The sequence below is a fragment of the bacterium genome (assembly GCA_035308905.1).
Lineage (GTDB): Bacteria > Sysuimicrobiota > Sysuimicrobiia > Sysuimicrobiales > Segetimicrobiaceae > DASSJF01.
The window spans coordinates 17,847-33,339 of record DATGFS010000035.1 but is presented as its reverse complement, the minus strand read 5'-3'; the positions used below and the strand labels follow the sequence as shown (position 1 = coordinate 33,339).

At 65.1% G+C, this 15,493-nt stretch carries 10 protein-coding genes; 5 read left to right on the top strand and 5 right to left on the bottom strand.

Features of this window, described 5'->3' with window-relative positions; genetic code table 11:
* Positions 1-7: 7 nt before the first annotated feature.
* Positions 8-796 (bottom strand): bifunctional DNA-formamidopyrimidine glycosylase/DNA-(apurinic or apyrimidinic site) lyase, encoded by a 789-nt coding sequence (mutM, locus tag VKT83_11390; GenBank protein ID HLY23057.1) that lies wholly within the window; start codon positions 794-796, stop codon positions 8-10.
* A gap of 174 nt (positions 797-970) precedes the next feature.
* Here mutM and VKT83_11385 point away from each other — a divergent pair, with 174 nt between their 5' ends.
* From VKT83_11385 to VKT83_11375, 3 genes are all read left to right on the top strand, one after another.
* Positions 971-2,515: a hypothetical protein gene (locus tag VKT83_11385; protein HLY23056.1), complete on the top strand. Its 1,545-nt coding sequence runs from the start codon at positions 971-973 to the stop codon at positions 2,513-2,515.
* Between the two features lie 202 nt (positions 2,516-2,717).
* Positions 2,718-5,060: a tetratricopeptide repeat protein gene (locus VKT83_11380; GenBank protein HLY23055.1), complete on the top strand. Its 2,343-nt coding sequence runs from the start codon at positions 2,718-2,720 to the stop codon at positions 5,058-5,060.
* 84 nt (positions 5,061-5,144) lie between these two features.
* Entirely contained in the window at positions 5,145-5,411 is a 267-nt protein-coding gene (locus VKT83_11375; protein ID HLY23054.1) for a DUF4242 domain-containing protein, read from the top strand.
* On the opposite strand, the gene VKT83_11370 is transcribed toward VKT83_11375, so the two are convergent.
* Positions 5,412-7,556: an HD domain-containing phosphohydrolase gene (locus VKT83_11370; GenBank protein HLY23053.1), complete on the bottom strand. Its 2,145-nt coding sequence runs from the start codon at positions 7,554-7,556 to the stop codon at positions 5,412-5,414.
* 745 nt (positions 7,557-8,301) lie between these two features.
* Here VKT83_11370 and VKT83_11365 point away from each other — a divergent pair.
* The gene (locus tag VKT83_11365) at positions 8,302-9,252 is read left to right on the top strand and encodes a MoxR family ATPase (protein HLY23052.1); all 951 of its coding nucleotides are present in this window, start codon (positions 8,302-8,304) and stop codon (positions 9,250-9,252) included.
* 1,125 nt (positions 9,253-10,377) lie between these two features.
* On the opposite strand, the gene VKT83_11360 is transcribed toward VKT83_11365, so the two are convergent.
* The 3 genes from VKT83_11360 to VKT83_11350 form a co-directional block, all read right to left on the bottom strand.
* On the bottom strand, positions 10,378-11,430 hold the full coding sequence (locus VKT83_11360) for a hypothetical protein (protein HLY23051.1): 1,053 nt from the start codon (positions 11,428-11,430) through the stop codon (positions 10,378-10,380).
* Positions 11,431-12,819: 1,389 nt separating this feature from the next.
* Complete coding sequence (locus VKT83_11355; GenBank protein HLY23050.1) at positions 12,820-12,984, bottom strand: hypothetical protein; 165 nt, start codon at positions 12,982-12,984, stop codon at positions 12,820-12,822.
* A 152-nt stretch (positions 12,985-13,136) separates the two neighbouring features.
* Positions 13,137-13,943, bottom strand: coding sequence for a methyltransferase domain-containing protein (locus VKT83_11350; protein ID HLY23049.1), 807 nt, complete (start codon positions 13,941-13,943; stop codon positions 13,137-13,139).
* Between the two features lie 645 nt (positions 13,944-14,588).
* Here VKT83_11350 and VKT83_11345 point away from each other — a divergent pair.
* Positions 14,589-15,488 carry a site-specific integrase gene (locus tag VKT83_11345; GenBank protein HLY23048.1) on the top strand — a complete coding sequence of 300 codons (900 nt, stop codon included), beginning with the start codon at positions 14,589-14,591 and terminating at the stop codon, positions 15,486-15,488.
* Positions 15,489-15,493 lie beyond the last annotated feature (5 nt).

Genomic DNA, 15,493 nt, shown 5'->3' with positions numbered 1-15,493 from the left:
CGCGCCCCTACCGCTGGCAGCGCGGGCAGTAGTACGTCGTGCGGCCCCCGATTGTCGCCACACGCAGCGGCCCACCGCAGCGCGGACACGTGCCGCCCTTCTCGCGAGCCTCAACAAAGTCTCCGATCGGCCGGCCCCGACCCGAAAGCGACGCGATGCCACGGCGGAGCGCCCCGCGGATGGAACGGTGGAGCGCACGGACTTGCGCGGGACGCAGATTCCGAAGCGAGCGGGACGGATGGAGCCGCGCTTGGAATAGGATCTCGTCCGCGTAGAGGTTGCCGATCCCGGCGATCAGGTCCTGGCGCAGCAGGAACGCTTTGAGGCCACCGCGGCGCCGATCGATCAACGCGCGCAGACGGTCCAGCGAGAACGCCGGCGTCAGCGGCTCCACTCCGAGCGCCCGCAGGCCCGGAAACGTCTCGAGCTCGCCCGCGGCGATCAGGTCCACGTGGCCAAACCGGCGTTGATCGACAAACCGGATGTCGCGGGGACCGAGCCCGAGGACAAGCCGCGTGTGCGGGTGGATCGGATCGCGTCTCGGCACCACGACGAAATCCCCGGTCATTCGCAGATGGCCAACCATGACGAGGCCTCCGCCGAGGTGGACGAGGAGATACTTGCCGCGCCGGCCGACCGTCCGAATCCGCCGGCCGCGCAGTCGCCGCGCGAAGAGGCGCGGCGCCGGAGATCGCACGACGGACCGGTCACGAATCGCGACGCGCGTCACGCGGCGCCGGACGACGGACCGGCGAAGGCGGCGCGCGACCAACTCGACATCCGGCAGTTCCGGCATGGCAACCGGTTCAACAAGGCGCCGGCCGGATCATCTTGCGGACCGGCGTCCGACGCGGCCCTTCAAATCTGCGAACGCGCCTTCATAAGTTTCCCACAATTTCTCCATCGCTTTCCAACAGACCGTTCACCCGCGGAGGGTACCCTGGAACCAGGACGCAGGAGGAGGTCCAACGTGAAAACGCTCATCGCCGCCGCTATCGCGGTATTTGTCTCGTTCCTTGGTCTCAACGGAGTCGGCCAGGCGCAGACGGCCGCGGAACTTCAAGGAAGTATCGATGCCGTTGACTGCCAATCGGGCACGTTCACGCTCGACTCGGCCGGCAACACGGAGACGATCTACGCATCGGATCAGACAGCAGTCGCCGTGCAAGAATCAACCGTCCCGTTCTGCACACTCGAAGGCTACGTCGGCGCGCCCGTTGACGCCTGGGTGGTACCGTACGGCAGCGAGTTCATCGCGACGCAGATCGACGTGACGGGTCCCGTCCCTGTTCTCGCGGCGTCTCAGACCGCGATCGCACCGATGCCGCTGTTGGGCACGGTGCTCGGCACTGTCCTCGTCGCCGGACTGTTGTACCTCATCTCCCATAATGCCTCCGGCGGCTACTATCGGTATCCCTATTACGGCGCCTATTACCACCACTACTACAGCGCGCGGTATCGGCCGTACGGGGGCTACTATCCGGCGTCCGCCCCGCTCATCTTGGCGGCAGAGCCGCTCTTGGGAGCGGTCCTCGGAATCATCACGGTCAACAACTACCAGTACCTTGCCGTGCGTGACTACGATGGACAGTACCGGCGCTATCCGTACTATGGGCCGTACCGTTCGTACTACTATCATCCGACCTATCGGAGCTACAGCGGAACGTACGTGAACGTGTACGTGCAGGCTCCCGTTGCGGTCGGCGATCCGCACTGGGACGCGCCGAGGTATCAGATGCAGCAGATCGCCCGGACCGTGACGTCGCGGCCGAGTCCGTGGTCGGCACCCCATCGCGCGCTGCCGGCGCCGCAGGCGCAGCCCACTTATCAGCGGCCGCAGCAACAGTGGCAGCCGCAGGCCCAGCCCACCTACCAGCGGCCCCAGCCGCAGCAGGTCCAGCCGACCTATCAGCGGCCGCAGCAACAGTGGCAGCCGCAGGCCCAGCCCACCTACCAGCGGCCCCAGCCGCAGCAGGCGCAGCCGACCTATCAGCGGCCGCAGCAACAGTGGCAGCCGCAGGCCCAGCCCACCTACCAGCGGCCGCAGCCGCAGCAGGTCCAGCCGACGTACCAGCGGCCCCAGCCGCAGCAGTTCCAGCCGACGTACCAGCGGCCGCAGGCGCAGCCGACCTATCAGCGCCCGCAGCAACAGTGGCAGCCGCAGGCCCAGCCCACCTACCAGCGACCCCAGCCGCAGCAGGCGCAGCCGACCTATCAGCGGCCGCAGCAACAGTGGCAGCCGCAGGCCCAGCCCACCTACCAGCGGCCCCAGCCGCAGCAGGCGCAGCCGACGTACCAGCGGCCGCAACCGCAGCAAGCGCAGCCGACGTACCAGCGGCCGCAGCCGCAGCAAGCGCAGCCGACCTATCAGCGGCCGCAACCGCAGCAGCCGGCGCAGCCGCAGCAGCAGCAAGCACAGCCACAACGGGGTAATAGCGGCGGCGCGCCCGGGTACCAGAAGCAGCAGCAGTGTGACCCTCGATCGAACCAGGGGTGCAACACTCCCGAAAACTAGCGGGCCGAAATGAGGCGGCGCACGCGGTGCCGCCGGGATACTGATTGATCGCGGAGGGCCGCAGCCCAACGGGTGCGGCCCTCCGTTTGCGTCGCATTCAACGATCGTGCCCCCGTCGGGACAGTGCCACAAAACCGGTCCCGCAACCAACCCGCGGCAAGAACCGCGTGAACGTAGGGTAACATTTGATCGGAATCAGACGATGAGCAACCTGCCGTCCCAAACCACCAGCTTCATCGGCCGCGAACACGAGAGCGCCGAGGTGACCCGTCTCCTCGGCACGACGCGGCTTCTTACGCTGACGGGCGTCGGCGGAGGAGGCAAGACGCGGCTCGCCCTGCAGGTCGCCGGCGGCCTGCGTGACACGTTCCCGGACGGCGCATGGTTCGTCGAGCTCGCACCGCTGTCCGACCCGAGCCTCGTCGTCCAGACGGTGGCGACGGCCCTGGGGGTCACCGAGGAGCCGGGCCGTACCCCGGCCGACTCCCTGGTCGCGTTCGCAGCCTCGAAGCGGCTGCTGCTGATCCTCGACAGTTGTGAGCATCTGGTAGCCGCCGCCGCGCATCTCACGACCGGGCTGCTGCGGGCGTGTCCGTCTGTAAGGATTCTCGTCACGAGTCGCGAGCCGCTTGCCGTCGCGGAAGAAATCACCTTCCGCGTGCCTTCGTTGTCCCTGCCGCACGAGCACGCGGCACTCTTGCCGGACGACCTGATGTCGTGCGAGGCGGCGCGCCTGTTCGCGGAGCGCGCCGCCGCGATCGCGCCGGCGTTTCGCGTCATCCCCGAGAACGCCGCGGCCGTGGCGAGGATATGCCGCCGGCTCGATGGCATACCCCTGGCCCTCGAACTGGCCGCCGCGCAGCTGAACGCGCTCACGGTCGATCAGATCGCCGACCGCCTCGACGACCGGTTCCGGCTGCTGACGGATGCGAGCCGCACCGACCTGCCGAGGCACCAGACGCTGCGGGCGGCGATGGACTGGAGCCACGACCTCTTGTCGGACGGCGAGCGCGCGGTGCTCCGGCGCGCATCGGTATTCGCCGGCGGCTTCACGCTCGAGGCGGCAACGGCGGTCTGCGCCGAAGACGGCGTCGCCGCGGACGAGATCGGTCCGCTCGTCGGACGGCTCGTGAACAAGTCGCTGCTGCTCGCGGAGCGGCCGCAGAACGAACCGCGGTTCCGGCTTCAGGAGACTGTTCGCTGGTACGGCCGGGACCGTCTTCTCGAAGAGGGCGAGCGGGCCCGCGCGTGCGCGCGGCATCGCGACTGGTACCTCGCGCTCGCCGAGCGATCCGAGGCCGAGCTCCAGGGCGCCGATCAGCAACGCTGGATCGCAAGGCTCGAGCGGGAGCACGACAATCTACGGGAGGCCATCGCCTTCTCGCTTGATGAACCGTCCGGCGGCGAGGCGGTGCGACTCGTCGCCGCGCTGTGGTGGTTCTGGCACACGCGAGGGTATCTCACGGAGGGCCGGAGCTGGCTCGCGCGGGCCATCGGCGCCGGTCCGACCGACAATCCGCGTGCGCGGGCGCGGGCGCTCTACGGCGCCGGGTTTCTCGCCTGGCGGCAGGGAGAGTTCGATCAGGCGCAGGCGTTCGGGCGGGAGAGCCTCAACATCGCCCGCGCGCTCGGCAACGCCCTCGGCATGGCCGCCGCAACCTCGCTGCTCGAGCAGGTGGCGCGCTCGCAAGGCCATTACGCGCGCGCCGCCGCCCTCCCCGAGCAGAGCCTGGCGATGTTCCGCGAGCTGGGTGAGACGTGGGGCATCGCAACCGCGCTCATCTCGGTCGGCAACGCCGCGCGGTTCCAGGGCAACTACGGTCGTGCGCGCGAGGCGCTGGAAGAGAGCCTGGGATTGTTCCGAAGCGCGAACGATCCATCCGGTACCGCGGCCGCCCTGCACTTTCTGGCGCTTGTCGCCCGCGATCAGGGCGACTACGCCCGCGCCGAGGCCGCCGGACAGGAAAGTGTAGATCTCAATCGCCGGCTCGGCGACGCCTCGCGCGTCGCGTTCTCGCTGCACGTCCTCGGCCTGGTCGCGCGCGATCAGGGCCGGTCCGCCCTGGCGGAGGCCCTGCTCGAGGAAAGTCTCGGCATCTTCCGGGCCCTCGAGGATACGTGGGGTGTGACGACCGCGCTCGTCAGCCTCGGGGTCGCCGCGCGGCTGCGCGGCGCGCACGTTCAGGCGGCGGCCCTCCTCCAGGAAGGTCTGAGTCTCCGGAAACGCCTGGGAGACAAGGTCGGCATCGCCGAATGTCTCGAGGACCTCGCGGCGGCCGCGGTCGGCGACTCGCCCCAGCGGGCGGTGCGGCTGCTCGGGGCCGGCGAAGCGCTGCGGGGCTCGATGGGCGCGCAACTGCCGCCGGCGCACCGGGCGGATTGCGAACGCGCCGCCGAGATCGCGCTCGCCCGCCTCGGCCGGGAAGCGTTCGACAGCGCGTGGTCGGCCGGCCGGCGTATGGACGCGGAGAGGGCGGTCGAGGAAGCCTTGACGCTGACGATGCCGGATAGAGCAGGAGGTCCGGAATTGGCCGACAGGCACTAAATGACACGGTGCCCGGCCGCGAAGCCGCCGGGCGTCATTTACACGGCGGCCGGTCAAGGGGCCGGCCGCGAGAGGAGGACGACATTGGGCACGTACATGGTGGACCGGGACCTGCCCGGCGTCACGATGGAGCAGCTCGCCGCGGCTCAGAAAGCGGCAATCGAGACCAGCAAGAAGTTTACCGCGGAGGGGAAGCCGGTCCGGTACATCCGGAGCACGTTTGTTCCGGGCGAGGCGCACTGCATGTGCCTGTTCGAAGCGCCGAACGCCGCGCTCGTCCGCGAGGTCAACGAGACGGCCAAGATTCCCTTCACCCGGATCGTGGAGGCCGCGGATCTAACGCCGAAGTAGCTAGGCGAGGCGGAGGAACGCCTCCACCACCTGAGGATCGAACTGCTTGCCGGATTGTTCGGCGATCCGACTGCGGGCTTCGTCGTCGCTCATCGCCGGCCGGTACGGGCGGTCGGACCGCATGGCGTCGAACGCGTCCGCGACGGAAAAGATGCGTGCCGCGAAGGGGATTTGCGCGCCCCGCAGGCCCCGCGGGTACCCGGTCCCGTCCCACCGCTCGTGATGGCAGTGCGGGATGTCGAGCGCCGGACGCAGGAACGCGATGGAGGAGAGCAGTTCGTAGGCGGTCAGCGGGTGCTGCCGCACGATCCCCCACTCCTCCTCGGTCAGCGGACCCGGTTTGAGCAGCACGCTGTCCGGAATCGCCATCTTCCCGATATCGTGCAGCAGCGCGCCGCGGCGCAGGTGGATGAGCTCCGGATCGGGCACGCCGAGCGCGCGCGCGAGCCGCAGCGTCATCTCCGCCACCCGCCGGGTGTGACCTTCCGTCTCCCGGTCCCGCAGGTCGAGGGCGCGGGACCAGCCGTCCAGCGTGGTATCGTAGGCGAGCGCGAGATCGATGTTCGAGCGCTGCAGGTCATCGAACAATGTCGCGTTGTCCGCGGCGATCGCCGCTTGTCCGGCCAGCGCCGTCAGCAGCTCCTGCCAGTCGTGTCCCTCGCCGAGCGGCGTCCGCTGGAAGATCTCGAGCACGCCCTTCACGTGACCCTTGGCCATGAGCGGAACGGCAACATAGCCCGAGAACTTCTCGGCGGCCAAGAGGCGCGACCGTGAGGCGTCCCCGGGATCCGAGTCCAGGTTCGTCACCGTCACCATGCGGCGCTCCAGCGCGGCGCGTCCGGCGTGCCCCTCGCCGAGGCGCAGCTGCCCGTGCTGCACGGCCGCGGTCCGAAACCCGCGGCCGGCGCAGTACTCGAGCGCCTGCAGGTGCGGGTTGAAGAGCAGCACGGCCGCGGCATCCGCCCGCAGCAGCGATATCACGTGCCCGAGGAAGACGTTGAACGTGACCCGCACGTCGAGGCTGCCGCTGATCGCGGCGTCGATGTCCCGCAGCGCCTGAAGCTGGCGCAGCCGGCGCTCGGCCTCGTCGTAGAGCCGCGCGTTCTCGAGCGCCGCGGCGACCTGGTGCGTGTAGGCCTGAAAGAACTCGATGCGCTCCGGGCTGAAAAACGCCGGCTGCGCCGTGTACAGGCTGAGCACGCCGACCGGCCGGTCCCGGCTGATCAGCGGAAACGCGCCGACGGATCTGACCGCGAGATCCTGCAGCGTCGCGCGCCACCGCGCCGCCACGGGCTGTTCGGTGATGTCCATCTGGACCGCCGGGATACCGGTCCGCAGGGCCTGCATCGCCACGTTGTGCGGCCGGCCGGACTCGTCGGAATTCGCCGCGATGTGACGCGGGAAATCGGTCTCCTGCGGATAGTGGGCCAGGAGATGGATCGCGCCCGGGGACTCGGCCCGCCCCAGCCACGCGACCGTGACGCCAAAAGACTCGACGCAGGCGCGGACGATGTCGTGCGCGAGATGTTGCAGGTCAAGGGTCAGCGACAGCTGCTCCGCCACGCCGTAGAGCGCGGTGAGCCGTTCCAGCTGCTGCCGGATCTGCGCTTCGTGACGCTGAGCCTGCGCCTCGGAGTTCTGCAGCGCCAGTTCGTGCCGTTTGCGCTCGGTAATGTCGCGGGCGATCCCCTGGATTCCGACCGGACGCCCGTCGGCCATGAGCAGCTGCGAACTCACCTCGATCGGGATGCGGTGCCCGTCCTTCGCGACGAGCTCGATCTCGTAAGTGGTGGGCCCGGCCCCGGCCAGTTTCCGGCGCACGTTCTCGCGCGTCACCTCGAGGTATTCCGGCGCGACGACCGTGCTGTACGGCTTGCCCCGTACCTCGTCCAGCGTGAAGCCCGTGAGACGGAGGGCCGTCGCGTTCACGGTCATGAACGCGCCCTCCATGTTAAGGACGTAGACGATGTCGTGGGCGTTGTTGAAGATTTGCTGGTACCGTTCCTCGGTAGTGCGGAGCTGCTGCTCCAGCGCCTGAACGCGCGCCGCGAGGGCGTCCAAGGTTTCGGCCTCGGTCGCCTCGCTGTTCGGGGCGCCGCTGCTCCCGCCGCTTAGATTCCGCGCTCGTATGACGCTGTCGCTCATCCGGGCCAACCTGTTCAGCGGATGGTCAGACTTCTTCCCAAAATACCCATTCCGTAGGCGGCGTAGTTCGTGAATCTACGCAGTTTTTCATCTATTACGCGCGCCGTGAACCGACAAGGCAAACGCGACGGTAGGGGCTCTACTGGGCAGCCTACCCAATGGACGCTTAAGCCGCAGTATTATCCCGCGCTCGCGGCCGGAGCGCATCCCGCGGGCAGTCGCCGGTACGGCGCCCTCGGCTTAGTGGGAACTCAGGTATACGATGAGAGCGTTGGCCTGCGGGCTTCCAAGCCCGGTGATGAAATCGTACCCTGCGCCGGCCGTGCACAGCGTGCCGCAGTTGCCGTTACTTCCGGACGCAATATCATGATAGTTGATGGAGTACGATGCGCCCGCGGCCGCGTACAGCGGCGGTCCGCTCACACCGCCGGACCCCAGCAACGACGCAGCGGGCCTGGTTTACCAGCGCGATGAGCGCGGCCCATTGAGGCGCGCCGATACTCGTGCCGCCCACGACGAATGCTGCGACGTCGCACGGTCGGAACGCGGAAGCGTCAGGACCATGGGGCGCACAGAACATTCTGCCGCTGCTCAGTGTCTTGAGAAGAGACTGACCGAAAGTTCGATCAATGTTGCACAGAACAGAGTTCTAGCACCTCCACCGCGTGAGGTGCCAATCCTCTCGCACCCGATACCCAACCTCTTTACTATGAAAGCGCAGTTCCGCGATGAGAGGAGAAGGATCATGAACCAAATACCGGTTACTCCGGTTTCACGGGCGAGCGGCGAATCGATCGTCAACTCTTCAACGGAAGACACCGTGGCGGCGATCGGGCTCGCCATCTTGGCCAACGTGCCGCTGGCGCTGCGCGGTGCCCCCGGGACCGGGAAAACATCGCTGGTTCTCTCGATCGCAGATGCCCTCGCGTGGCCCATCCACACGATGACCGCGACGATCCATGACGCGACGGATTTTGCCGGACTGCCGTTTCTGTCGTCCAGCGGCTCCTTGGATACCCGCACGATGCGCGCATCCCTGCAATGGGCCGTCGCGCTCGCCGCGCAAGCAGTGAAGCAGGGCGGTGACGGACTCGTCTTTTTCGATGATATCGCCTACGCTCCGCCGGCCGTCCAGAACGCTCTGCTCCAAATCGTGCAGCAGCGGCGCGTCGGAGATTTTCAACTGCCGCTGGGTGTCCGCTGCGCCGCGGCCCTGAACCCTCTTGAAACGGCAGCAAGCATGCAGCTGCTCACTGCGCCGCTTGCGAACCGCATGGTCCACATCACCTGGGCGCCCGACGCCGACAGTTGGTCCGAGGGATACTTGTCCGGTTGGCGTTTCACCCTGCCGACGCTCCCGGAAGGCTGGCAGCGCAGTCTTTCCGCGACCCGGGCGGGCGTAGCCGCGTTCATCCGTGCCCAGCCGAGTTTCCTGCACAGCGAGCCCGCCGAACCAAGCGCCCAGGGCTGCCCCTGGCCGTCCGGGCGGACATGGGACATGGTGAGCACGCTTCTCACCGCCTGCGACGCAGCGGATGCGAACGCAACCGTCCGGTGGCTGCTCACCGCGGGCGCAGTCGGAGAGGATGCCGCGGCCGCTTACCTGGCATGGAGGCGCGAGGCAACCGTCGCTACGGCTACGGCATTTGCCACGGGGCGGCCGAAGTTGAAGTCGTCGGAACTCGTGGCCGTATAGCCGCTCGGATCACCACACCCGTTTTCTCGACGGCAGGCCCGCGTCCCGGAGACGCGCCCGTTCCGCAGCGTGCCGACGTTCCGCGATGATTGCCGTCGCCTACCGGACACGTGGCCACAGTGGATCGATCCGGCCGGCACTCATCGTCGACGTCGAGTATCGGCAGCGCCTCAAGCACGGCTCGCGACACGCGGTCTTGAGAGGTACCAAGCCGAACAAGAACCGGCCCCGAAGCCCCCACACCGAGTTATGGGTCGTTTCAGGCTTAGCCAACGAGCCCAGTGCCTCATTAGGGGCACCTCTCAAGTGTTTTCATTTACCGAGCCGGAACTGACACAAGCCCACGCGCTGGTCCGAGTTCACCTGCGGGTGCGGCGATGATCCCCAGACAATCCACGCGTCCCTTGTCATCATCTCAAACTCGGGCCGAAGCACCGGGACAGCGGACTGCTGTTCGTGGGCGAATTTAGCCGACCGTTCAACCCAAGCAACCTTCGTAACCGCGACCACTTCCCTCGGCTCGAACGTCTGAAAATGGCGCGCTTCCGACTGCATGGCCTGCGGCACTTGCGAGGTCCTACCTCAAAGCCCAGCGGATCGACGCCCGCCATATTGCCGACCGGCTCGGCCACAGTCAGGCGTCATTCACAATGGATCGCTATATTCACGCTGACCCGCGAGGGCAAGAGCAGGCGGCGGCGATTGCTAATGAATTGCTAATGCAACCGAAGGTTTTGAACGGCGAGGCGAACACGCGCTAGCCCTAGTTAAAATATGGTGGAGCTGGAGGGAATTGAACCCTCGACCTCCTCTACGCCAAAGAGGCGCTGCAATCGTTAAGGCTTAGATTGCGCGGGCTGGCGAGGAGCCGTCAATACCTTGCTAATACAATCGCGGGGAGCCTCGGAGGATCGGGGCTCCCCTCTTCGGACTAGCTCTTTTCCGTGGGCTCTTTCAACCCATAAACCGGCTGAATCGGAGCGAGTGTGAGGACTACCATCGCGGCTCTCCCGGCTTGAATATCGCCAGCTTCGAACCGACAGTCAACTATACCCCACCGGTCCAGCATCGGCTTGGCGATGAGCCCCAATCCCTCCTGAGGCGTCATTCTACCCGCAAGTAGCTCTACCAAAATGTTACTTGGTATTGCCACCTCCATAGCGGAACCCCCGATGGGCGCAAAATTGGATTACCCCAGACGCGACGAATCCACTCCGGACCGACGGGAGCATCCCGAGGCGTCAGCGGAAAAGTGTATGCCCACCGATTGAAATCCAACCTGAGTAGAGCGTCGAACTCATTTTCCCTAAGAGGGAAGCGTGTATTCGAATTGCGGAAAATCTCCCCCTCGGCGGGCTTTTGTGATTTTATCGCGACGACAACGACGGCCGATACCCAGGGTGCATAGCGGAAGAATTCCTCGACTACTCTTCGATTCTCCGGCTGGTTTGGTCCGGGAAAGGAGGTAAGAACAGGGCTCGCATCGCTTCCCACACAAATGACTAGCGGAAGATTAGTGGCGCTGTGCTGATCGGCCTTTTCTACGAGCGCTCGGTGCAGCCCGTGTTCTAGTACCGTCTGAGGGGCATCGAGCCTCGGCGCGCTGCTGCCTATGAAGCGGCTGTCAGCATTCGCAGTGTAAACTAGAGAGAGCGAGTAATGCGGCGTCTTATAGCTGCGGTCTTCAGACGGCTGTTTCTCGATCGCGTCGAGAAACGAAGATAGTCCTGGCTCGCGAAGAATCAAGTCGCGTTCCCTCAACTCGGGCAACTCCACCTTGGGGCCTGCGTCGCTGCGGACAGCTGTCGCGAAGCGAAAATGGACTTTCCCAGGAGGAATGTTTCGTCGTCTGAGCTCTTGTACGATCAATTCCGTAGATGCCTCGCGTTTTAGCTCCTCTTTCCAAAACCGAGGGTGAAGAAACGTCGCCTCGAGCCAGATAGTGCGATCAGCCGAAATCTGCAATTTTATGTCTGGACGACTGCTACCAGTTTGTGGCTGGTAACTTACTCTTCCAATCTGTCCGGCCGAGTCCATGACAATCAATTCCCAAATCGCCCCGGCCCGATGTTCCGCAAGGCCCAAGCGGTCCCGGGTGTCCCCGAGTCGCCTGCCGAGCAAGCCCTCGCATTGCCTGAGAAGTTCCGCAGCTTGATCTTCTTTCAACATCGGAAGCACAGTTCACGGCGGCTCCGGCGTTCCCCCTCATCGCCAACAAGGTAGCTTATTGAATTGCCCCCCGCCCGCAATCCGATTATCATATGGTCTACCGCGCTAGTGGGTTTCGCGTATCGCCTCGGGGCCGCTGCTCCCACGCCCGGAGTCTATCCTCAGCGATGCCCGTGACGACAAGGACTCTCCGAATCTCTTCCTCCGTGAAACAGTCTTTCCCGAACACGACGATAGCGCGGTAGCGGTCCAGCGAAATCGCGACCCGTTGCGCGGCCTGCTCGATAGTCAGACACGAGCGGAGTTGCCAGTATTGGATCGGGTTTTGGGTCCGGGGCGGAGCCACTCCGTTTGCGGTTCCGGATGTTCGGTGGGAGACTCCTCCCGAACGAAGGCGGCACCGCAGCAAACTCCGAGCGAGGGCAACAATATCGGCGACAACTCAAAGGTCCCAGCGATCCCAGAAAAATAGCGAGAGCGAGTCAGAATCCCTGACCCGCTCCCGTCCCCGTGCGTTCCTGAATAACCCTTGCGCGGACACGCCAGATGCTAGCACGGCTTCAATCGCACCTGCTGTTTTAGAAGCACCTCCCGTCAAATGTGCTAACCGGCGTACAGTCTCCGGGATGGCAGCTGGAGCCGGGACAGGGCGTACAACCACCACAGAAAGGCTTGTGGACGGTGCAGGTGCAAAAGGGTTTGGATGGGGCGGCGAAGGCGTTAGCTGACACGGCGGCGGAGACCAGAACTCCGAGACAAACGCTCCTGGCGAAGACTCCCACCATCCGCCGCCTACTAATCAACGAGATTGCCGCAGGCTCTGTCGTTGCTACACCTGATGTCTCGCGCCGCGCACACGCCACTGCCCTGCCGCCGAAGATTGTGATGTGGAGGACCCATAGTGCCGTAAAGCTCAACGGCCATACGGTTAGGAGATTCGCGAACGGAAACTGCGGCCAGAAGTAGAGGACAGCAGCCAGCACAATCCAGCCGATAATCGCGCCGCTAAGAGAAAGACCCATGCACTTAGGACACCGACCGAGTTTCGCTGAAACCTGAGCAGAGCCGTGCTGAACCAGAGCACGTATCAAGCCCATAGACTCCCCCCCTCGGACTCTATTCGGACCGGTCGTGTTCTGGAGCGGCTGCGAATGACGGCACGTATGGGACGTTGCTACGAAGTCACAAACAATTGAAACAAAGTTCATGACAGACGTTGCGCTCCGGGTTCGGCGTCGTCACGAGGAATTCCCTGCCTGCGAGATTTATCAAAGGTGGCTGATGCACAGGGCGGACGAGTCGCCAAAGACAAACCTCATTCGCGCAAAAGGGGATCAGCGGCAAGCCACGGCCGGGCGGATAATCACATACGGCCTGTCGTGGCAGCGCGAACGACCACTAGTTCCACCGCAGCCGCGCCTCTAATTCGGCGACGCGCTCGGTCTGCTCTGCCAACCGCTCAAGCAGCCAAGCCACGTCACACTCCGCATCCGGGTAATGCGACAGGTAGCCCCAGCAGCGCAATTTCTGCTCGATGTCGTGGAGGCGCTCAACGTCGGTCACATCGTTGCGGTTCCGGATGTTCGGTAGAGCCCTCCTGCCGAACAGGAGCGTTGGATGAGTCTCGGCACCGCAATAGGGTCACGGGTACAATGTTCGAGCCTTTACGTACCTCGGCTTGTCCTTTGTCAGGGCTAACAAGGCCCGAAGGCTTCTTACGCGGTCGCGATCAGCACGCGAAACTCGTTTTCCATCCGGTACCCACCGGACGCGCGCTTGAACGGCGCGAGCGCGGTCACGACCGTCTCCCGTACGCGCGCTTCCCCTGACGTCTGGATCGCCTTGGTTACAGGACCGGCGGACAGCAGCCCTCGCAGAGCGGTCTCCAAATCAGGGTACTCGTAAGGGCAGGCCACATCGCGGACATCCCGTGGCGTCAGACCGGCCTCGGCCACCAAGGTTTCGAGTGCACCCTCCACGGAGAGGGCAAACGGCCCCGGAGCCCCTGGAGGCGCGGGCGGCAGAAGTGTGCGTAAGGCCTGCAGGTACCGCGCAGTCTCGCAGCGCTCCGGCTTCCCCCATGTGGTGACGACGATTGGTGCGTTGGGGCGCGCGACCCGACGTGCTTCCCTAAGCGCGTTGGCCGGGGTCGCGGCGAATTGAAATGAGTTGAACCCGGTCACGACATCGAACTCCCTGTCGTCGTAGGGCAGGGCCTCCATCTCCCCGACACGGAAGTCACCCTGCGGGACACGTTCCTTTGCGATCCCGATCAGCGCCGGTGCCGCGTCAACACCCGTAATCGAAGCCCCGCGTGCGGCTGCAAGTCCGCAGAACACTCCGGAGCCGCACCCAACGTCGAGCAACCGCGTCCCTAGCCCCACCTCAACACTGGCGAGCACCGCCTCGTACATAGGCCGGTGGACGGGCTCCTGCACTTCGGCCCAATCCTTTGCCCGGCCGCCCCACAACTCGCCCTGCACGCCCGCCGATCCCGCTGCCCGTTCCCCTCCGGCCGCCATCGCGCTTTCCCCTCCTTATTTCGAGCGGCGTCCTCGGACCGCTGGTTTCAGCCGGACCTTCCATTTTAACGTCTGAACTCCTTTCACTGGAGAACGCGTCCCTCGTCGCAAGAGGCTGACCCCTGGCTTGCGAACGGGCTTTCGCTCGCAGCATCACCGGGTCCGGTAGAATGGACTGGAATCTCATGTTCACCCAGACCGTCACCCGCGCGCCCGCTCCCACCGACTTTCCCCCTTCCGTAACCGGTCTCGATCAGGTCTACTTCCCACGCTTGGCCGGAGCCGCCGGCCATGTCTAGGAGAAAGCTCGCTTCCGTGCGAACCCTGCCCCCTCAAGAACTGCAACCAAGGGGGTGGAGCTTGTCCGGTACTTGCATCGTTCAGCGAAATAGGAAGTTCTACGTGGCCTGTTACGCCGGCCGAGATCCTGCGACGGGAAGACGACGGTACAAATGGTACTCGGGTTTTGCCAGTCGACGCGAGGCGGACCAGTTCGCACGGCAGTTACAGCACCATCCGTTGTTTGGGGCCGGGGCGGGTCCGAACGCTTCGGCGCACCTCCGCACCCAAGACTACTTGCAGTCGTGGACGCGAGAGCGGGTCGCGAGGGGCTTGATTCGGCCTAAGACGCAAGAGCTGGAGGAGATGCTGATCCGCTGCTACATCGCTCCGCGGCTCGGCCACGTGCCACTCTCCCGCCTCGGAGCGCCGGCTATCGACGGCCTCTACACCTTCCTGCTCGATGGCGGCACGAGCCGATCAACGGTGAAGCGCGTGGCCCAACTGCTTCATACGGCGCTGGAGCAGGCAGTCAAAGCTGGCCGCATTCTGAAGAACCCTTGTGCAAGCACGACGCCCCCGAGCGCCGACGAGTACGAGCCCACGTTGCCGACTGTCCAGCAGCTCCAAGTCTACCTGGAGGACGCGCGAGCCACGACTACCCCAGCCGAATACGCGCTGTACGTCACCGCGGCTGGAACGGGCGCGAGGCTGCGGGAGTTACTTGGACTGTCCGAAGAGGCGTTTGATGGCCAGTGTATCAACATCGAGCGGACGCTACGCCGCGCGGGTCGCAACCCGGCTTACGGGAAGCCAAAGACAAAGCGCGGGCAACGGACGGTACTGTTGCCGGGCAAGGCTGTCGAGGCGATGCGGGCAGCGCTTGTGTGGAAGAAGGAGCAGCGGCTCCGGCTCGGAGAGCAGTACAGGGACAGCGGCCTCTTGTTCGTAGGCCCAACCGGCCGGCCGCTCAACCCGTCCAATCTGCGTAACCGGGACCATTTTCCTCGGCTCGAACGGCTGGCCGAGAAGTGCCCGCGGTTTCGACTCCACGACCTGAGACATCTGCAAGCCACCTGGCTCAACGCGCAGCGGGTCGATGCCCGGCACATAGCCGACCGCCTTGGTCACAGCCGGGCCTCATTTACACAGGACCGCTATGTTCACGCGGACGTGCGTAGCCAAGAGCTGGCTGCGGAGATCTCTAATACTCTTCTAATACAAACTGGGGTTTTGAACGGAGCAACCGCAACGCGCCAAGCCTAGTAATT